The organism is Herminiimonas sp. (genome assembly GCF_030655415.1).
The window spans coordinates 271,814-289,635 of the sequence record NZ_JAURVN010000002.1 but is presented as its reverse complement, the minus strand read 5'-3'; the positions used below and the strand labels follow the sequence as shown (position 1 = coordinate 289,635).

The window sequence follows — 17,822 nt, the reverse complement described above, 5'->3', positions numbered from 1 at the left end:
CTTGGATGAGTTTCGTTTTCGCTGAACTGCAGTGTTCAGGCGAGTTTGAGTTCCAGTGCCGGATTTTCGCCGTAATCGGCGTAGCGTTCGTTGATGCCTTCTATGCAGAAGGCGACTTCTTCGAGGAGGTCGGGAGCATTTTTACGTAAAATGTCTGCGTGATCGACGACGATTTGCAGCTTTTCATTTGGCTTCAGAATGAATTTCGTCATATTTTCTTCGTCGCGCAGATAACTCAGGCAATCAACCCACGCATCGATCGTGCAGCCGTAGAAATCGGGGAAGCCGAATGCTGTTTTGCAAGCAGCGTGAAAAGTGTTCCAGTCGGCGATGGTTTCGCCATTCAAATGTACGACAGCCATGAATTTACTTTTTTGTTGGAGGTACCGAAGTCGGCACCTCAGTGACGAAGCCCAACTTGGTCAAGCCGTTAGTTTGCGCCGCAGCCATGACTTGCGCGATAACTTCATAGCGCGTGCCTTTATCGGCGCGCAATTGTAATTGCGGTTGGGGCTGCTGCTTGGATGCAATGACCAATCGGCTATTTAATGCTTCTTGCGTAATCGGATCGTTGTTCCAGAAAATCGCGCCATCGCCATTGATCGACAGGGAAATCGTGCTTGGCTCCGTAGGCGCTGGTGCTGATTGCGCAGCCGGTAAATCCAGCTTGATCGCATGCGTGAACAGCGGTGCGGTGATGATGAAAATCACCAGCAATACCAACATCACATCGACCATAGGCGTGACGTTAATGTCCGCCATTGGTGCTGGTTGCTTGTTGTCGTTAAATCCGCCGAATGCCATGTTTGCTCCTACACTTTTTTACCAGTTTTCATAGCAAAAAACGATGTCATTTGCCGACGCGTGCGCCGGTAGTCAGATAAGCATGCAGATCATGCGCAAACGCATCCAGCTCTGCCAGCGTGACGCGATTGACGCGGGTAAAAGCGTTGTAGGCCAGCACGGCTGGAATCGCTACTGCGAGACCAAGTGCCGTCATGATCAGTGCTTCGCCGACTGGACCTGCGACCTTGTCGATTTGCACGGTGCCAGATGCGGAGACGGCGACCAGCGCGTGATAAATGCCCCACACAGTACCGAACAAACCTACGAAAGGAGCGGTAGAACCAACCGATGCCAATAACGTCAGGCCGCTTTCGAGTCGGGCTGAAACGCGATTGATTTCCTGACGTAAGGTGCGCGTAATCAATTCGCCAGGATCGGTGTTGGCGTTGAGTGAGTTTGCGTGCGGTTTGATGTTGGCGGCTTCGGCGCTTTGTGCGGCCAGCGGCGTGTAGACGTTTTCGCTATCAGCCAGCTTGATGGTGGCAATGGCATCGGTCAGCGTAGGCGCTTGCCAGAAACCTTCCAGCGCTGCGGCGCTACGACGTATGCGCCACGAACTCCAGCCTTTTGACAGAATGTAATACCAGCTGAGGATCGACATGATCAACAACACGTAAGCGACAGCGTGCGAAACCCCATCGCCTTGCGCCCAGTAATGCGCCAGACCCAATCCTTGTTCTGCAGTGGAGTTCATGTTATCGATCTGAGTAGGCTGGAATTAAGCTGGATTGATCGGTTACTGCTTTTGCGACGTTCGGGTTTTTCTTGTTACGTAACTGCTCTGCTGAGCTTCAGATTTCGCGCAAACCTAATACGTCTTGCATATCGTACAAACCAGTTTTCTTGTCAGCAAGGAAGCGTGCTGCACGCAGGCTGCCGTTTGCATATGACACGCGACTAGACGATTTGTGCGAAATCTCGATGCGTTCACCGTCGCCAGCAAACAAGACGGTGTGGTCGCCAATTATGTCGCCGCCGCGTATGGTCGCAAAACCAATCGATGACGGATCACGTGCGCCAGTTACGCCTTCGCGCGCCCAGACTGCGACATCGTTCAAATCCTTGCCTAATGCACCGGCAATCACTTCACCCATTTTGATCGCGGTGCCGGATGGCGCATCGACCTTGTTGCGGTGATGTGCTTCTATGATTTCGATGTCGTAGCCTTCGGAAAAATTCTTCGCGGCCATTTCCAGCAATTTCATCGTGACGTTCACGCCTACACTCATATTCGGTGCAAACATGATCGCGGTTTTTTCTGCTGCTGCGGCGATAGCTGCCTTGCCCGCTGCATCGAAACCTGTGGTGCCGATAATCATTTTGATGCCGTGATCAGCGCAGTACTTCAGATGTTCAAGCGTGCCTTCAGGACGGGTAAAGTCGATCAGGAAATCGGCATTTGCCAAACCTTTGGCGAAATCCGATTCGATCAGAACGCGAGCCGGTTTGCCCAGAAATGCTGCTGCGTCGTTGCCGATGGCAGGCGAAGCCGCGATATCCAGTGCGCCTGAAAGCGTGGCGTCCGATGCTTGCTGGATGGCTTCGATCAACATGTGACCCATGCGGCCGGATGCGCCTGCAACCGCGATTTTCAATTGATTCATGCGTAAATGGTATTCAGTTTGTTCAGCGAATTATTTGACTTTTGCTTTGTCGGCAATGCGTTCCAGATAGTCTTTTTCGGTCGGCAAATCGCCGCCTTCAAAACTCGAAACCAGTTTGTCCTTGAAGAAAACCGTCACGCGGCTGGTAGTGACTTCGCCATTGCCTTTTTGTAGGCGGAAGGAGTAATCCCAGCGATCGGAGTGAAATACATCGGTCAGCAACGGCGTGCCGAGCAGGAAGATCACTTGATCTTGCGTCATGCCTGGTTTCAATTGGGCGACCATTTCTTGTGAAACGAAATTGCCTTGTTGAATATCAGGACGATACGGGCGGAAAATGCCGAGGAAGCGTTTTTCCTGTTTGGTTTGCACGCCAGTCGTTGTACTTGCTGCTGCGGGAGCAGTAGCGACAGCAACCGGTGCTACAGGAGCGGCGGTCGGTGCAGAAGCGACCACTTTTTCTTCAGCAGGCGCTGGAGCCGGTGCTTGCGCTACAGGTGGCGCAGCCGTTTTGGCTTTAGCCGCGACTGGCGCAGGTTCTTCCATCAATGGATTTTTCGACGCACAACCTGTGAGGGCCGTTGCCAGCAACAAGCAAAATGTACCAGCGAGGGCTGGGGCACGATTAAAATATGGGGGCAGCATTTGCATAATGAATCTCAAGGGATTGAGCAATTGTACGAAAACGCTATATGATAAGGCAGATATCCTCAATCTGAACAAGAACATGCCCAACAATCCATCTGAATTAAAAGCCAGCGGTCTAAAAGCGACGCTGCCACGCCTGAAAATCCTCGACATTTTTCAGAATGCCGAAGTACGCCATCTGAGTGCCGAAGACGTATACAAGATGCTGCTGGCAGATAATCTCGATGTCGGCCTGGCAACGGTCTATCGCGTTTTGACGCAATTCGAACAAGCTGGCTTGCTGCAACGCAACCATTTTGAAACTGGTAAAGCAGTGTTTGAATTGAACGAAGGTACGCATCATGATCATCTGGTGTGTCTGGATTGCGGCAAAGTAGAAGAATTCTTTGATGCAGAAATCGAAAAACGCCAGGTCAAGATCGCACAAGAACACGGCTTTGAAATCGCCGATCACGCATTGGCTTTATACGGCCATTGCAAGAGCTGCCGCAAGCCGAAGAAATAAGTCGGCGCCAGTTTAGCCTTCATTAAAAAGCCACGCGCTCTTTATCGAGTGCGTGGCTTTTTCATATGGATGCCGCAATTAAATGCAGATTTGAATTCAGCTATGCGTATGACTGAGCGCATTCGATAGCAATTTTGCCGTGATATCGACAATTGGGATTACCCGTTCGTAGGCCATACGCGTAGGTCCGATCACTCCTAAAGTGCCGACTACTTTGCCGTTTACCGTGTAGGGCGATGTCACCACGCTCATTTGATCCATCGCGACCAAATTTGATTCGCCGCCAATAAAAATTTGTACGCCGGTTGCCTTGTTGGAAACGTCCAGCAATTGCATCAGGCTGGTTTTTTGCTCAAACAAATCGAATAGTTTTCTTAGCGATGTCATGTTTGATGACAGATCGGTCACGCTGAGCAGATTGCGTTCGCCGGAAATCACGACGTCGTCGCTACTGTCATTCATGGCATCGCTGCCGGCTTCTACCGCCGCTTGCATCAGGCGCGTCATATCATCTTGTAAAGCTTTCAACTCGCCTTGCAAACGGACTCTCACTTCGTCAAAACTCAGGCCGCCATAATTCTGGTTGATGTAATTGGCTGCGCGCACTAGTTGCGTAGGCGAATAATCGACGTCGGTCAGCAGCAGGCGGTTTTGCACATCGCCGGTCGGGCCGACGATAACCAGCAATATGCGTTTTTCAGACAAGCGTAAAAAGTCGATTTGCTGGAATACCGACTCACGCCGCGGCGTTAATACGATGCCTGCGAACTCGGACAGTGAAGACAGGATTTGCGCTGCATTCGAAATAATTTTTTGCGAAGAACCGGTTTGCAGCGTGGTCTGTAATTTGGATTCCAGTCCGCTTTCATCGATCGTTTGCACCGTCAGCAAGGTATCGACAAACACGCGATAGCCGCGTGGTGTTGGGACTCTTCCAGCGGAAGTGTGCGGGCTGGCGACGAACCCCATTTCTTCCAGGTCGGCCATGATGTTGCGTATCGTCGCAGGCGACAGATCAAGGCCGGAAATTTTTGAAAGCTCGCGCGAACCGACAGGTTGGCCGTCCGCTATATAGCGTTCGACCAGAGCTTTCAGTAATGTTTGTGCGCGATTATCGAGTTGCATGATGTTGCTATTGTAATGAGTGGCAATGCGGAACTGCAAGACTTGCAGCCTACACGATGTGCATGCTGTGTCGCTATTTATCTACTCAGGCAATTTGCTGTTGAAAGCCGGTTTGTCAGATTTTCATTCAGTTGATTATGCGCGCTTAAGCCACATATCGAGCTCGTACAGATTGGCGCAACTTGCCGCCGGCACAATATGCTCCGGCAATACCCGCTGAAAACGATTCATCCACACTGCTTGCAAGCCTGCATTTTGCGCACCTTGAATATCCAACAAGGGATCGTCGCCCACATACACCGCTTCATGCGGCGCAATGGCGAGCGCCTCGCACGCAGCAAGAAAGATTTCCGGATGGGGTTTGGCGCTACCGAATTGATGCGCCGCTATTGATGTTTTGAAATGTTCTGAGATCCCGATTGCAGCCAGATCGGCAAAACCGTTTGAAATCGAACCGATCACGTAGCGCTCGCTCAAACTCGCCAGCCCTGGTACCACATCGTCGAATAGCGCAACGTCATTGCGCGCTTCAGAAAATACTTCCATCGCTTGATCGACCAATGCCTTGTTTTCGCTGGTGAGGTGGCAGGCGTGCGTCAATGCAGCGTGGCGCAAGGCCCACACATTGAATTTGTATTCAGGTTTGGTCGGCAATAACTCCATGCGCAGTGCGCGCAATTCCTCGTTGCTGAAGCGCTGCACGACGCCAGGAATATGCTGAGTCAACCAGTCGTACAACACAGCTTCGGCTTTGACCAAGGTTGGCACCAGCGGCCATAAGGTGTCGTCCAGATCGAATAAAACAGCTTTGACAGGGGAAGACTTCATGCGATGACGGATCCGATTCTGTAAATGATTTTGCCAAACTATTAAAAAATTATTCCTGCCTATGCGGCATCGCATAGTGCAAGACAAAGAGGAATTATGGTCTAATCTGCAGCATGTTGCCCACCTCACATCCCTATACTGCCGAGTCTTTTCAAACTGTTGCGATTTTCGCCAAGCAGAAGCCTAGCGAAACAGCGCATTCAGCAGACGACATCGCCCACTCACTGACGCAGATTGCCGACTTTCTAAAAGAAACCGGCCGCCGCATTGTCTTCGGTACTCAAACCTCAGATCGTTTCCATCTTGATCGTTACGAATCCATGGATTTGGTCGAGCTTGGCGAAGTGGCCGACGTCGCGATCGTTGTTGGTGGTGATGGCACCATGCTCGGCATTGCGCGTCAGTTGGCACCGTATAACGTGCCGCTGATCGGTATCAATCAGGGCCGTCTGGGTTTCATTACCGATATCGCCCTCGACGACATGATGCCTTTGCTGCAAGAAATGTTGGGCGGCAAGGTCGCATCTGAAAAACGCAGTTTGCTACAAGGAACCTTGGAACGCGATGGCTCAGTGATGCATCACACACTGGCGTTCAACGATGTCGTGCTGTCGCGCGGCTCGGGTTCCGGCATGGTCGAATTGTGTGTGCATGTCGATGGTCACTATATGTATAACCAGCGTTCCGACGGTTTGATCGTCGCTACGCCGACTGGTTCGACCGCATATTCTTTGTCGGCTGGCGGTCCTTTATTGCACCCGAGCTTGTCCGGCATAGTGCTGGTACCGATTGCGCCGCATGCCTTGTCAAATCGTCCTATCGTGGTATCCGAATCCAGCGAAATCGTGATCGAAGTTGTCGGTGGTCGCGACAGCAACGTCAACTTTGATATGCAATCGGTCGCGCGCCTGCAGGTAGGCGATCGCATCATTGTGAAAAGCTCAGAACATACGATCACCTTCCTGCATCCTGAAGGCTGGAGCTATTACGATACGCTGCGCGAAAAGTTGCACTGGAATGAATATCCGTCGGTGCAGGGAAAATTGAAATAATTGGTGTGATTGGCGAGCTTCTGTTGCAGTCGTAGCTTGCAAATTTTTTAATCGAACTGATACGCTCATTCAAATCTAATGTGTCGCTTGCTGTGGCGGATTTTGTAGCTACTACAGCAAGCTTGAATTACTCGGGAAGAATCACTCCACATGTTGCGCACGCTTTCTATCCGCGATTTCGTGATCGTCGAAGCGATCGAACTTGAGTTCTCATCCGGCTTCTCGGTATTTACCGGCGAAACGGGTGCGGGTAAGTCGATCCTGATCGATGCATTGGCATTGGCTCTGGGCGGTCGCGGCGACGCAAGCGTAGTACGCGAAGGTGCGGCAAAAGCTGACATCACTGCAGAGTTTTCTGCCAGTGCTGAGCTCGATGCGTGGCTAGCCGAAAACGAATTCACTAATGAAGAAGGCGGCGCCTTATTGCGTCGTGTCATCGACAATGTCGGTCGCTCCAAAGCATTCATCAACGGCATCGCCGCCACCGCAACTCAACTGCGTGAGCTGGGCGAAAAACTGGTCGACATTCACGGGCAACATGCACATCAATCTTTGCTCAAGCAAGATGCACAACGCGTATTGCTGGATAACCAGGCTGGTTTGCAGGATGAAGTCAAAGCGGTCGCGACCGCGTATAAAACCTGGCGCGCACTCGCCAAGCAACGCGAAGAATTCGAAACCAATGCCAAGAATGTTTTGCTGGAACGCGAACGTCTGGAGTGGCAAGTTGGCGAACTTGAAAAACTCGCAGTCAAGCCCGGCGAGTGGTCCGACATCAGCAATGAACACAGCCGTTTGTCCCATGCAGCCAGCCTGATTGAAGGTGCGCAAGATGCATTGACGCTGATATCCGAATCCGATTCGGGACCAATGTTGTCGCAATTGTCGTCGTTGAATATCCGCATCGGCAAACTTGTTGATCTGGATGCTGGTTTACAACCGGTGCTGGATGCGCTGGAGCCAGCGCGCATTCAAATGCAGGAAGCAGTTTATGCATTGAATGATTATTTAAGCCGTGTCGAACTCGATCCCGCACGTTTGCGTGAAGTGGAAACGCGTTTGGAAAATATTCATTCTGCCTCGCGCAAATTCCACGTCGCTGCCGACGACTTGCCGCAAGAGTTGGAAACTTTGTCCGCACAATTAAAACAATTGGCCGACGCCAGCGATCTCGATGCCTTGCGCGCGCAAGAAGAGAAATTGAAGTCTGCGTACATGACGGCGGCGCAAAAATTATCCAAGGCCCGCACCAAAGCGGCTAAAGCCTTGAGCGATGCGGTGACTGTCGCTATGCAAGAACTCAGCATGACAGGCGGCAAATTCGCTATCGCGCTGCAAGCATGCGAGCCAGCTTCCTATGGCGTCGAACAAATTGAATTCATGGTTGCTGCGCACGCCGGTACGACGCCACGACCGTTAGCCAAGGTTGCATCGGGTGGTGAATTGGCACGGATCGCGTTGGCGATTTCTGTCATCACATCGAGTGCAACGGCAACGCCGACTTTGATTTTCGATGAAGTCGATAGCGGTATCGGTGGAGGCGTGGCCGAAGTAGTAGGGCGCTTGTTGCGCAAGCTTGGGCAAGACAGACAAGTCTTGTGCGTCACGCATTTGCCGCAAGTCGCCAGTCAGGCCAATCAACATTTTCAAGTCAGCAAGCAAAGCAATCACGGCAAAACTTTATCGTCGATTGATGCGCTCGATGCCGCAGCCCGCGTGGAAGAAATTGCCCGCATGCTGGGCGGAATAGAAATCACCGCGACCACGCGCTCACATGCACGCGAACTCTTGGCAACTTGAGTAAGTCGGCTGTTTTGACCGCAGCGTTTTTGCACGCACTTTTACAGCATTCATCACATACCAATCGCCATGTCATTTAGAACCGAACCGCCTTACGCCCATGGCAGCGTGCCAAAAACAGCTGTCGTACTGATTAATCTCGGTACGCCGAATGCGCCGACTGCGTCGGCAGTGCGCCCATATTTAAGAGAATTTTTATCCGATCCACGTGTAGTGGAAATCCCGCGTGCGATCTGGTGGTTCATTCTGAATCTGATTATTCTGCCGTTTCGCTCCGGCAAATCGGCCAAGAAATATGCGTCAATTTGGACTAACGATGGCTCCCCTCTCAAAGTGCATACCGAGAAACAAGCCAAGCTGCTCAGAGGATATTTGGGCGCGCGCGGTCATGAAGTCAGGGTCGAGTACGCGATGCGTTACGGCAGCCCGTCTGTGCCCGATGTGTTGCGTCAGTTGAAGGCTGACGGTTGCGACCGTATTTTGATATTGCCTGCGTATCCGCAATATTCGGCAACGACGACCGCATCGATTTTCGACGCGGTATTCAAGCATTATGCGCAAGAGCGCAATGTGCCTGAGCTGCGCTTCATCAAGCATTATCACGATCACGAAGCATATATTCGCGCCTTGCAAAAGTCAGTGCTTGCTCACTGGGAAATGTCTGGGCGCCCGGATAAATTGATCATGAGCTTTCACGGCGTGCCTAAGCGCACCTTGCTGCTCGGCGATCCGTATCACTGCGAATGCCACAAGACGGCGCGCTTGCTGGCGAAAGAATTAGGTTTGACCGAGGATCAGTATTTGGTGACCTTCCAGTCGCGCTTCGGCAAAGCAGAATGGCTGCAACCGTACACTGCGCCTACCGTGAAAAAGCTCGCGCAGGAAGGCGTCAAACGGATAGATGTGATTTGCCCTGGCTTTACCAGCGATTGCCTGGAAACGCTGGAAGAAATCGCGATGGAAGTACGTCACGATTTTATGCAAGCCGGCGGGCAGGACTTCAACTACATTGCCTGCCTGAATGAAGACGACGCGTGGATCAAGGCGTTGGCTCAGATTGCGGAATTGCACATGATAGGTTGGCCGACCATTCTGTCGCCTAGCATGCGCGAAGAGCGTGATGCGCAGGCGCGGATTTCGCAGGAAGAAGCGAAACGGTTAGGTGCTTCAAATTAAGAATTGATGGTTTCAGTGCTGAAAATAACTAGTGGCGGGACCTGCGGATAATACTTACGCGCTCATTTTGAGTGAAAAAGCTGGGTCAAAGTGCTGGATTGGAAGGCTAAAATAGCTGCCTGACGAGAATTTCCCCGCCTATCGCATTTGGCAGCGCATCCTGCGTTTACAAGTTGGCATAGCAGATCACGGCAACCGCGATAGCGGTATACGCCACTATTGAGACGGATATAACGGGCAGTTTCACGATGAATTCCTTGGCGGCGATGACTTAACACAGTCATCTCAGGCCTACAGCCTAGTTCGCGCCGGGAAAAATACCATCCCATGAATAAGTGATTTTTGTAACAAGACTCTCGTAACGAGCTTGCAAGGGGGATATCATTCCCCCCTTTTGCGCATTCATATAAATTCCGCAGTAATACCCCTTGAAATAGTAAGGGATAGCCCCATTTGCTGTCTCGCATTGGCAATTTTTGTCATAACTCATTGATTGTTGGAGATTTTTTCATGCAAGACCAGGATAAATACGCAGAGCAAGCAGCGTCTATTGATCAGCCAGCAGCGACCGATTCTGTAGCGCCTGAACAGACTTTGGAAGAGCAGCTCGCCACTTCGCAGCAATTGGTGCAGGAATTGCAGGATTCGTTCTTGCGCGCCAAGGCTGAAGTTGAGAACTTCCGACGTCGTGCTCAGGAAGACGTTACCCGCGCGCACAAGTTTGCGATCGAGGGTTTTGCCGAAGCAATGGTTCCGGTAAAAGACAGTCTGGAAATGGCATTGCAAGTCGAAACGCCATCCATCGAATCCTTGAAAGAAGGCGTCGAGATGACCTTGAAGCAGTTGAGTGCAGCCTTCGAGAAAAACCGTCTGCTGGAGATCAAACCGCAGCAAGGCGACAAGCTGGACCCTATGAAGCATCAGGCGATTTCTATGGTGCCGGCCGATCAAGAGCCCAACACAGTCGTCAATACGCTGCAAAAAGGCTATTTGATTGCGGATCGCTTGTTGCGACCGGCCTTGGTGACCGTTGCGCAAGAAAAATAGCTTGAAAGCGCGCAGTCGCACCGCATATTAGAAACATCAAATTTAGTATTTAACCAATTTCGTAATACAGACATTTAAGGGAAAGACCATCATGGGCAAAATCATCGGTATCGATTTAGGCACGACCAATTCATGCGTATCAATCATGGAAGGCGGCAAGCCTAAAGTCATCGAAAACTCGGAAGGCGCACGTACTACGCCATCCGTGATCGCTTATCAGGAAGACGGCGAAATTCTGGTTGGCGCGCCGGCTAAACGCCAGGCTGTCACCAATCCAAAAAACACGCTGTACGCTGTCAAGCGTTTGATCGGCCGTAAATTCGACGAAAAAGAAGTGCAAAAAGATATCGGCATGATGCCGTATCAAATCGTCAAAGCTGACAACGGCGATGCATGGATTTCAGTGCGCGACAAAAAACTCGCCGCACAGCAAATTTCTGCAGAAATCCTGCGCAAAATGAAAAAAACCGCTGAAGATTACCTCGGCGAAGAAGTGACTGAAGCAGTCATTACCGTTCCTGCGTACTTCAACGATGCACAACGCCAGGCAACCAAAGATGCAGGCCGCATCGCTGGTCTGGACGTCAAACGCATCATCAATGAGCCAACAGCTGCTGCATTGGCGTTCGGCCTCGACAAAGGCGGCAAGGGCGACCGCAAGATTGCTGTGTACGATTTAGGCGGCGGTACTTTCGATATCTCGATCATTGAAATCGCTGACGTTGATGGCGAAATGCAATTTGAAGTGTTGTCGACTAACGGCGATACTTTCCTCGGTGGTGAAGATTTCGATCAACGCATCATCGATTACATCATCGACGAATTCAAAAAGATCAACGGTCTCGATTTGTCGAAAGACGCGATCGCTTTGCAACGTATCAAAGCTTCGGCAGAACGCGCGAAGATCGAACTGTCGTCGTCGCAACAAACTGAAATCAACGAACCATATATCGCGATGGCGAACGGCGCACCTGTGCATTTGAACTTGAAAATCACACGTGCAAAACTGGAATCGCTGGTCGAAGAACTGATCAACAAAACCATTGCACCGCTCAGCATCGCGATTAAAGATGCAGGCGTCAAAGTGACTGACATTGACGACATCATTCTGGTCGGTGGTATGACCCGTATGCCTAAGGTGCAAGAGAAAGTTAAAGAATTCTTCGGTAAAGAACCACGCAAAGACGTCAACCCTGATGAAGCGGTTGCAGTCGGCGCAGCAATTCAAGGTTCGGTCTTGTCCGGCGATCGTAAAGATCTGTTGTTGCTCGACGTTACACCACTGTCACTCGGTATCGAAACCCTGGGCGGCGTGATGACAAAGATGATTCAGAAGAACACCACGATCCCGACCAAGTTCAGCCAAGTGTTCTCGACTGCTGACGACAATCAACCTGCGGTAACCATCAAGGTTTTCCAAGGTGAGCGTGAAATGGCAGTTGGCAACAAGGGCTTGGGCGAATTCAATCTGGAAGGTATTCCACCATCGGCACGCGGCACGCCACAGATTGAAGTTACCTTCGATATCGACGCTAACGGCATCTTGCACGTAGGCGCGAAAGACAAGGCAACCGGCAAAGAAAACAAAATCACCATCAAGGCAAACTCAGGTTTGACCGAAGAAGAAATTCAAAAAATGGTGCAGGATGCCGAAGCCAATGCTGAAGAAGACAAACGCTTGAAAGAAGTCGCAGAAGCGCACAACCAAGGCGATGCACTGGTCCATTCGACCCGCAAATCCTTGGCTGAATACGGCGACAAGCTGGAAGCTGGCGAGAAAGAAAAAATCGAAGCAGCGATTGCTGAGTTGGAAACAGCGTTGAAAGGTAGCGACAAAGCTGCCATCGACGAAAAATCCGCAGCATTGTCGGCAGCGGCGCAAAAACTCGGTGAAAAAATGTACGCCGATATGCAAGCGCAACAAGCTGCCGGTGCGGCTGGCGAAGCTGGTGCCGCAGGTGGTCATGACGCGGGTCATGCAGAAGCCAAAGCGCAGCAAGATGATGTCGTCGACGCTGACTTCAAAGAAGTAAAAGATAAATAATTGATTGGTCGAGCGGCCTGGATGTGAATGGCAAAGCTGCTTGGTACTTCGATTAATTATTCGGGGTGCTTTGATTTGCTGATCGTCTGATGTCGTAAGACTCGCCGGGTCCAAGGTTGAAAAACCTCGGCTCGGCGTTTTGCATAAATAAGTACAGAAAGAAACAGGGTGCCTACAGATGGCGAAACGTGATTTTTACGAAATTCTTGGTTTGGCGAAGAATGCTTCCGATGAAGAAATCAAGAAAGCCTATCGCAAGCTGGCAATGAAACACCATCCGGATCGCAATCCGGATAGCAAAGGTGCAGAAGATAAGTTCAAGGAGGCGAAAGAAGCCTACGAGATGTTGTCTGACCCGCAGAAGCGCGATGCCTATGACCGTTACGGTCATGCCGGCGTAGACCCAAACATGGGTGGCGGCGGTGGAGGTGGTGGTGGTTTTGCTGATGCCTTCGGCGATATCTTCGGTGATATTTTCGGTCAAGCCGGCGCTGGCCGTGGTGGTCGCGGCGGCCCGCAGGTTTATCGCGGTGCAGATCTGCGTTACAACCTCGAAATCACGCTAGAACAAGCTGCCCACGGTTACGACACAACGATCCGCGTGCCGTCATGGGACAGCTGCGAAACGTGCGATGGCACTGGTGCTAAACCAGGTACCGCGCCTATCACCTGTACCACTTGCGCAGGTCATGGCCAAGTCCGTATGCAGCAGGGTTTCTTCAGCGTGTTGCAAACCTGCCCAAAATGTCACGGTAGCGGCAAGATCAATCCTTCGCCATGTACCGCATGTAGCGGCGCAGGCAAGATCAAGCGCAACAAAACGCTAGAAGTCAAAATCCCATCCGGTATCGACGACGGTATGCGGATTCGTTCTTCCGGCAATGGCGAGCCTGGCATGAATGGCGGCCCGCCTGGCGATCTGTATGTAGAAATTCGCATCAAGCAACACGCGATGTTCCAGCGTGAAGGCGACGACCTGCATTGCGAAATTCCAATCTCGTTCGCAAAAGCAGCGTTGGGCGGCGAAATTGAAGTGCCAACCTTGAGCGGCAAAGCATCGTTCACGATTCCTGAAGGTACGCAGTCGGGCAAGACTTTCCGTTTGCGCAGCAAAGGTATCAAAGGCGTGCGCTCAGGTTATGCCGGCGATTTGTTCTGTCACGTTGTGGTGGAAACGCCAGTCACACTGACCGAACGTCAAAAGGAATTGCTGCGCGAGTTTGAAGAGTTGACGATAGAAGGCGGTTCGAAACACAGTCCGCAAACCAAGTCATGGAAAGACAAGGTTAAGGAATTTTTCGAATAAGTTTTCACAGCTTTTTCATGTGTTTCAAAAATGCCGGCCGAGAAATCGCCCGGCATTTTTTTATTGATCCTTGCCCAACAAGCTTCTATGCTGAATCCATAACAATCAATGGAGACACTATGAAACCGTTTAAAGCGATAGGCGGCATGCTAGCCGTATGTTGTGCGCTGTTCTTCTCTCATACCGCTACTGCGGTCGAACTGGCTGGTGTAAAGCTGGAAGACAGCATCAAGCTAGGCAATGAAAACCTGAGGTTGAATGGTGCGGGCATACGTTACAAAGTGGTGTTCAAGGTGTACGTGATTGGGCTGTATCTGACGGACAAGAAAATATCAGCGGCCGAAGTGTTGGCAGCTACCGGCGCGCGACGCGTCACGCTGGTGATGTTGCGCGACGTCGGCAGTGAAGAATTTGGCAAAGCGTTTGCCAGTGGCATTGAGCAAAATACCGATGCCGCCGAGCGCGCTGCGTTGGCTGCATCGATGACGAAGTTCAATGCGATGTTTGCCTCGGTAGCGGAGCTCAAGCAGGGTGATGTGTTGAACGTGGATTGGATTCCCGGCAGCGGCATGGTGGTGCTTCTTAATGGCAAGAAAATCCTGGAGCCAATTGCCGATCCCGCGTTCTATAGCGCAGTCTTGCGTATCTGGTTGGGGGCCAAACCGATAGACGATAAACTCAAACGCCAATTGCTGGCCGAGCAATAAGCTGCATATTGGTGCGCTGAGTCTTTTGTATAGCGCCTGCTCAAGCAAAATCTTTCAGAAAATCGCCGTCTGATTTAGTCGGCGATTTTTTTCGCCCATGAAATTGGGATGAAGCGCATCCGGCCCATCTCTTGTCGATAATTCCAGATAAAATGGCGCCATCGCTGATACGCCGCTTGCGTGTCGTGCTCGAAGCCTGATTGAATGAAATGACAGAAAAAAAGAAAGAAGTACTCGAACTGGAACAGCTGTTCCAGAAAAATCGTGCATGGGCAGCGGACAAAGTAGCGGAAGATCCAGAGTTCTTCGCCAAACTTGCCTCGCAACAATCGCCTGAATATTTGTGGATAGGTTGTTCTGATAGTCGTGTGCCAGCGAACGAGATTGTTGATCTGGCGCCAGGTGAATTATTCGTTCACAGGAATATCGCCAACGTGGTTGCGCACTCGGACTTGAATTGTTTATCGGTGCTGCAGTTCGCAGTCGATATGCTGGGTGTCAAGCATGTGATTGTATGCGGTCACTATGGTTGCTCCGGCGTGCATGCCGCGATGACGCGCAAACGCGTAGGCTTGGCCGATAACTGGTTGCGTCATGTGCAGGACGTGCATCAAAAGTATGGGCGTTATCTCGGCGATACCTTGCCGACGCAAGCGCAACACGATCGTTTGTGCGAACTGAATGTGATCGAACAAGTCGCCAATGTATGCCGCACGACCATCGTGCAAGATGCGTGGGAACGTGGTCAGGATTTGACGATCCACGGTTGGGTTTATGGCTTGAAAGATGGTTTGCTGGGCGATCTGGGCGTGACGATCAATTGCTCTGATGTGGCCGATGAAAAATTGAAAAATAGTTTTGCGCGCTACGAGGCAGAGACCTAAGCGCATTCTGCTTTCTGACTTTATTTAAGATCATTATCCGGTGACAGAACCGGGCTGGAGACGCCATGAAATGGGAAGGTAATCGCGAAAGCGACAACGTTGAAGATAGACGTGGCGGTGGCGGCGGTTTTGGTGGGCGTTCGATAGGTATCGGCACCATCGTTATCGCATTGCTGGGTTCGTACTTCTTCGGCGTCAGTCCAGACACCATCATCAGTTTGTTAAGCGGTGGCGGTGCTCAAATCACGCAACAAGAACCCGCGCAACGACCACCAGCTGATGATCCGATGGCGCGTTTTGTCGCCACGGTATTGGCTGATACAGAAGATACTTGGGGCCCGATTTTCCGTGAACAGGGTGCGACGTATATCAAACCGAAGCTGGTGTTGTTCACCGGCCAAACACCAACCGCTTGCGGCACTGGTGATACGGCATCCGGCCCTTTCTATTGCCCCGGCGATCAAAAGATTTACATCGATCTCGCGTTTTATCAAACCATGCGCGATCGCTTTCGCGTCTCCAGTGATTTTGCGCAAGCTTATGTGATCGCACATGAAGTCGGCCATCACGTGCAGCACATTAGCGGCATCACTGAAAAAGTTGAACAAGTGCGCCGCAGCGGCTCGCAAAAACAAGCGAATGCAGTCTCGGTCAAGTTGGAATTACAGGCTGACTGTTTTGCCGGTGTGTGGGCGTATCACGCTAATCAGGCGCGCAGCATTCTGGAAGACGGCGATGTGGAAAGTGCCTTGAAGGCAGCCAGCGCAATTGGTGATGACACCTTGCAGAAACAATCGCAAGGTCACGTTGTGCCAGACTCATTTACGCATGGCACATCTGCACAACGCGTGCGATGGTTTCAGCGCGGGATTCAAGGCGGTGATTTGAATTCCTGCAATACCTTCGCTGCCAGACAGCTTTGATTCAGATTAATGATTAAGAAATTTGATTATGATTGCGTGCCTGATGAATTGAATAGCGGGTCACGTAGATTTAGCAGGAGAGAATAAATGGAACATACCGAATTGGCAGCACTGCGCGCCGAGATCGACAAGATCGATGCCCACATCGTTGAGCTGTTAGCACAACGCTTTGATATTACGAATCAGGTTGGTGTGTTGAAGGCGCAAAAGAAGTTGAGCGCGATAGATCCTGAACGCGAAGCACGTCAGGCGCAACGTTATACAGAGCTGGCGAATGAATTCGGCGTGAAGCCGCAAGTGGTGCAGAATCTGTTTCGCGGCATCATCGATGAAGTCGTTATCAATCACCGCGCGATTGCCGTACAAACAGCATTCCAATAAAAATGCGGCAACGAGTCTGAATCGTTGCCGCATCAAATCATACTCATCATCTCAACTGTAGTTGCAGTCTTGCGTATCAAGCACTGTAACTACCGCATCAGACTTCTATCGTTTCAGAAGCAATGTTCAGGCGCAGGGAAGGTGCCTTCTTTAACTTCGCGTATATAAGCGCGCACTGCACCTTCAATACTGGTTTGGCCTTCCATGAAATTCTTCACGAAACGGGCTTTCTTGCCAGGGAAAACGCCGATGAAATCGTGCATTACCAATACCTGACCTGAACAATCCGGACCTGCGCCTATGCCTATGGTCGGCATCGTCAATAGATCGGTTACTTCTTTGCCCAAACCGGCCGGTATCGCTTCCAGTATCAACAGAGTCGCACCGGCTGCCTGAAGCGCGAGTGCATCGTCCTTCAGTTGTTGCGCAGCTTCCGCTGTTTTACCTTGCACTTTGTAACCACCAAAGCGATGTACCGATTGTGGAGTCAGGCCGAGATGAGCGCAGACCGGGATTTCACGTTCAACCAAAAAACGCACCGTATCAACCACCCATGCGCCGCCTTCAATCTTGACCATTTGCGCACCGGCTTGTATCAGCTTCACCCCGTTGTTGAAGGCTTGCTCCCGTGTCGCATAGGTGCCGAAAGGCATGTCCGCCAATAACAGCGCAGTCTTGTTGCCGCGCGCGACGCTGGCGGTGTGATAGGCGACGTCATCTATCGTGACCGGCAAAGTCGAGTTATGTCCCTGGCACACCATGCCGAGCGAATCGCCGACCAGCAAGGTTTCCACGCCACACATGTCCATCAACGCTGCGAAGCTGGCATCGTAGGCTGTCAGCATCGTGATTTTTTCGCCGCGTTCGCGCAGTGCAAACAGGGCCGGCACGGTGATGGCCTTGCTGCGGCCGGCTGTTTCATTTTCTTGCAAATAGCTCGCCATAC

At 51.3% G+C, this 17,822-nt stretch carries 19 protein-coding genes; 11 read left to right on the top strand and 8 right to left on the bottom strand.

Translation table 11 applies throughout. The features are described from left to right. Positions 1 to 35: 35 nt before the first annotated feature. From Q7T66_RS01470 to Q7T66_RS01450, 5 genes are all read right to left on the bottom strand, one after another. Positions 36 to 362, bottom strand: coding sequence for a barstar family protein (locus Q7T66_RS01470; RefSeq protein WP_304931473.1), 327 nt, complete (start codon positions 360 to 362; stop codon positions 36 to 38). Positions 363 to 366: 4 nt separating this feature from the next. Further along, a complete protein-coding gene (locus Q7T66_RS01465) occupies positions 367 to 804 on the bottom strand; it encodes a biopolymer transporter ExbD (RefSeq protein WP_304931472.1) in 438 nt (145 codons plus the stop codon). A 46-nt stretch (positions 805 to 850) separates the two neighbouring features. Beyond that, positions 851 to 1,540 (bottom strand): MotA/TolQ/ExbB proton channel family protein, encoded by a 690-nt coding sequence (locus Q7T66_RS01460; protein ID WP_304931471.1) that lies wholly within the window; start codon positions 1,538 to 1,540, stop codon positions 851 to 853. Positions 1,541 to 1,637: 97 nt separating this feature from the next. Then, the gene (gene dapB, locus Q7T66_RS01455; protein ID WP_304931470.1) at positions 1,638 to 2,450 is read right to left on the bottom strand and encodes a 4-hydroxy-tetrahydrodipicolinate reductase; all 813 of its coding nucleotides are present in this window, start codon (positions 2,448 to 2,450) and stop codon (positions 1,638 to 1,640) included. A gap of 30 nt (positions 2,451 to 2,480) precedes the next feature. Beyond that, positions 2,481 to 3,101 carry an outer membrane protein assembly factor BamE gene (locus Q7T66_RS01450; protein ID WP_370691588.1) on the bottom strand — a complete coding sequence of 207 codons (621 nt, stop codon included), beginning with the start codon at positions 3,099 to 3,101 and terminating at the stop codon, positions 2,481 to 2,483. Between the two features lie 76 nt (positions 3,102 to 3,177). Here Q7T66_RS01450 and fur point away from each other — a divergent pair, with 76 nt between their 5' ends. Next, positions 3,178 to 3,603 carry a ferric iron uptake transcriptional regulator gene (gene fur, locus Q7T66_RS01445; RefSeq protein WP_304931469.1) on the top strand — a complete coding sequence of 142 codons (426 nt, stop codon included), beginning with the start codon at positions 3,178 to 3,180 and terminating at the stop codon, positions 3,601 to 3,603. A gap of 96 nt (positions 3,604 to 3,699) precedes the next feature. On the opposite strand, the gene hrcA is transcribed toward fur, so the two are convergent. Then, complete coding sequence (hrcA, locus tag Q7T66_RS01440) at positions 3,700 to 4,728, bottom strand: heat-inducible transcriptional repressor HrcA (protein ID WP_304931468.1); 1,029 nt, start codon at positions 4,726 to 4,728, stop codon at positions 3,700 to 3,702. Between the two features lie 135 nt (positions 4,729 to 4,863). Beyond that, positions 4,864 to 5,556 carry an HAD family hydrolase gene (locus tag Q7T66_RS01435; protein WP_304931467.1) on the bottom strand — a complete coding sequence of 231 codons (693 nt, stop codon included), beginning with the start codon at positions 5,554 to 5,556 and terminating at the stop codon, positions 4,864 to 4,866. 113 nt (positions 5,557 to 5,669) lie between these two features. Between Q7T66_RS01435 and Q7T66_RS01430 the strand changes: the two genes are divergently transcribed. The 10 genes from Q7T66_RS01430 (at position 5,670) to Q7T66_RS01385 (ending at position 16,876) form a co-directional block, all read left to right on the top strand. Then, positions 5,670 to 6,608, top strand: a complete 939-nt coding sequence (locus tag Q7T66_RS01430; protein ID WP_304931466.1) for an NAD kinase — start codon at positions 5,670 to 5,672, stop codon at positions 6,606 to 6,608. Positions 6,609 to 6,758: 150 nt separating this feature from the next. Next, on the top strand, positions 6,759 to 8,408 hold the full coding sequence (gene recN, locus Q7T66_RS01425; protein ID WP_304931465.1) for a DNA repair protein RecN: 1,650 nt from the start codon (positions 6,759 to 6,761) through the stop codon (positions 8,406 to 8,408). 69 nt (positions 8,409 to 8,477) lie between these two features. Beyond that, positions 8,478 to 9,584: a ferrochelatase gene (hemH, locus tag Q7T66_RS01420; protein ID WP_304931464.1), complete on the top strand. Its 1,107-nt coding sequence runs from the start codon at positions 8,478 to 8,480 to the stop codon at positions 9,582 to 9,584. Between the two features lie 510 nt (positions 9,585 to 10,094). Continuing rightward, complete coding sequence (grpE, locus tag Q7T66_RS01415; RefSeq protein ID WP_304931463.1) at positions 10,095 to 10,631, top strand: nucleotide exchange factor GrpE; 537 nt, start codon at positions 10,095 to 10,097, stop codon at positions 10,629 to 10,631. A gap of 91 nt (positions 10,632 to 10,722) precedes the next feature. Next, on the top strand, positions 10,723 to 12,675 hold the full coding sequence (gene dnaK, locus Q7T66_RS01410; protein WP_304931462.1) for a molecular chaperone DnaK: 1,953 nt from the start codon (positions 10,723 to 10,725) through the stop codon (positions 12,673 to 12,675). A gap of 178 nt (positions 12,676 to 12,853) precedes the next feature. After that, on the top strand, positions 12,854 to 13,981 hold the full coding sequence (gene dnaJ / locus Q7T66_RS01405) for a molecular chaperone DnaJ (protein WP_304931461.1): 1,128 nt from the start codon (positions 12,854 to 12,856) through the stop codon (positions 13,979 to 13,981). A 119-nt stretch (positions 13,982 to 14,100) separates the two neighbouring features. Beyond that, positions 14,101 to 14,688, top strand: a complete 588-nt coding sequence (locus tag Q7T66_RS01400) for a chalcone isomerase family protein (protein WP_304931460.1) — start codon at positions 14,101 to 14,103, stop codon at positions 14,686 to 14,688. A 209-nt stretch (positions 14,689 to 14,897) separates the two neighbouring features. Further along, entirely contained in the window at positions 14,898 to 15,572 is a 675-nt protein-coding gene (gene can, locus Q7T66_RS01395; RefSeq protein ID WP_304931459.1) for a carbonate dehydratase, read from the top strand. Between the two features lie 65 nt (positions 15,573 to 15,637). Further along, positions 15,638 to 16,495 (top strand): neutral zinc metallopeptidase, encoded by an 858-nt coding sequence (locus Q7T66_RS01390; RefSeq protein ID WP_304931458.1) that lies wholly within the window; start codon positions 15,638 to 15,640, stop codon positions 16,493 to 16,495. A gap of 87 nt (positions 16,496 to 16,582) precedes the next feature. Beyond that, positions 16,583 to 16,876: a chorismate mutase gene (locus tag Q7T66_RS01385; protein ID WP_304931457.1), complete on the top strand. Its 294-nt coding sequence runs from the start codon at positions 16,583 to 16,585 to the stop codon at positions 16,874 to 16,876. A 113-nt stretch (positions 16,877 to 16,989) separates the two neighbouring features. Here the strand turns inward: Q7T66_RS01385 and panB are convergent, their stop codons facing one another. Then, positions 16,990 to 17,820 (bottom strand): 3-methyl-2-oxobutanoate hydroxymethyltransferase, encoded by an 831-nt coding sequence (panB, locus tag Q7T66_RS01380; RefSeq protein WP_304931456.1) that lies wholly within the window; start codon positions 17,818 to 17,820, stop codon positions 16,990 to 16,992. Positions 17,821 to 17,822 lie beyond the last annotated feature (2 nt).

What these genes read in the sequence shown, in the direction of transcription:
- can (WP_304931459.1), top strand. Translation starts at nt 14,898, where the DNA reads ATGACAGAAAAAAAGAAAGAAGTACTCGAACTGGAACAGCTGTTCCAG.
- Q7T66_RS01400 (WP_304931460.1), top strand. Translation starts at nt 14,101, where the DNA reads ATGAAACCGTTTAAAGCGATAGGCGGCATGCTAGCCGTATGTTGTGCG.
- dapB (WP_304931470.1), bottom strand. Translation starts at nt 2,450, where the DNA reads ATGAATCAATTGAAAATCGCGGTTGCAGGCGCATCCGGCCGCATGGGT.
- dnaK (WP_304931462.1), top strand. Translation starts at nt 10,723, where the DNA reads ATGGGCAAAATCATCGGTATCGATTTAGGCACGACCAATTCATGCGTA.
- Q7T66_RS01470 (WP_304931473.1), bottom strand. Translation starts at nt 362, where the DNA reads ATGGCTGTCGTACATTTGAATGGCGAAACCATCGCCGACTGGAACACT.
- Q7T66_RS01465 (WP_304931472.1), bottom strand. Translation starts at nt 804, where the DNA reads ATGGCATTCGGCGGATTTAACGACAACAAGCAACCAGCACCAATGGCG.
- fur (WP_304931469.1), top strand. Translation starts at nt 3,178, where the DNA reads ATGCCCAACAATCCATCTGAATTAAAAGCCAGCGGTCTAAAAGCGACG.
- Q7T66_RS01390 (WP_304931458.1), top strand. Translation starts at nt 15,638, where the DNA reads ATGAAATGGGAAGGTAATCGCGAAAGCGACAACGTTGAAGATAGACGT.
- hrcA (WP_304931468.1), bottom strand. Translation starts at nt 4,728, where the DNA reads ATGCAACTCGATAATCGCGCACAAACATTACTGAAAGCTCTGGTCGAA.
- panB (WP_304931456.1), bottom strand. Translation starts at nt 17,820, where the DNA reads ATGGCGAGCTATTTGCAAGAAAATGAAACAGCCGGCCGCAGCAAGGCC.
- Q7T66_RS01450 (WP_370691588.1), bottom strand. Translation starts at nt 3,101, where the DNA reads ATGCAAATGCTGCCCCCATATTTTAATCGTGCCCCAGCCCTCGCTGGT.
- Q7T66_RS01385 (WP_304931457.1), top strand. Translation starts at nt 16,583, where the DNA reads ATGGAACATACCGAATTGGCAGCACTGCGCGCCGAGATCGACAAGATC.
- Q7T66_RS01460 (WP_304931471.1), bottom strand. Translation starts at nt 1,540, where the DNA reads ATGAACTCCACTGCAGAACAAGGATTGGGTCTGGCGCATTACTGGGCG.
- recN (WP_304931465.1), top strand. Translation starts at nt 6,759, where the DNA reads ATGTTGCGCACGCTTTCTATCCGCGATTTCGTGATCGTCGAAGCGATC.
- Q7T66_RS01435 (WP_304931467.1), bottom strand. Translation starts at nt 5,556, where the DNA reads ATGAAGTCTTCCCCTGTCAAAGCTGTTTTATTCGATCTGGACGACACC.
- grpE (WP_304931463.1), top strand. Translation starts at nt 10,095, where the DNA reads ATGCAAGACCAGGATAAATACGCAGAGCAAGCAGCGTCTATTGATCAG.
- dnaJ (WP_304931461.1), top strand. Translation starts at nt 12,854, where the DNA reads ATGGCGAAACGTGATTTTTACGAAATTCTTGGTTTGGCGAAGAATGCT.
- hemH (WP_304931464.1), top strand. Translation starts at nt 8,478, where the DNA reads ATGTCATTTAGAACCGAACCGCCTTACGCCCATGGCAGCGTGCCAAAA.
- Q7T66_RS01430 (WP_304931466.1), top strand. Translation starts at nt 5,670, where the DNA reads ATGTTGCCCACCTCACATCCCTATACTGCCGAGTCTTTTCAAACTGTT.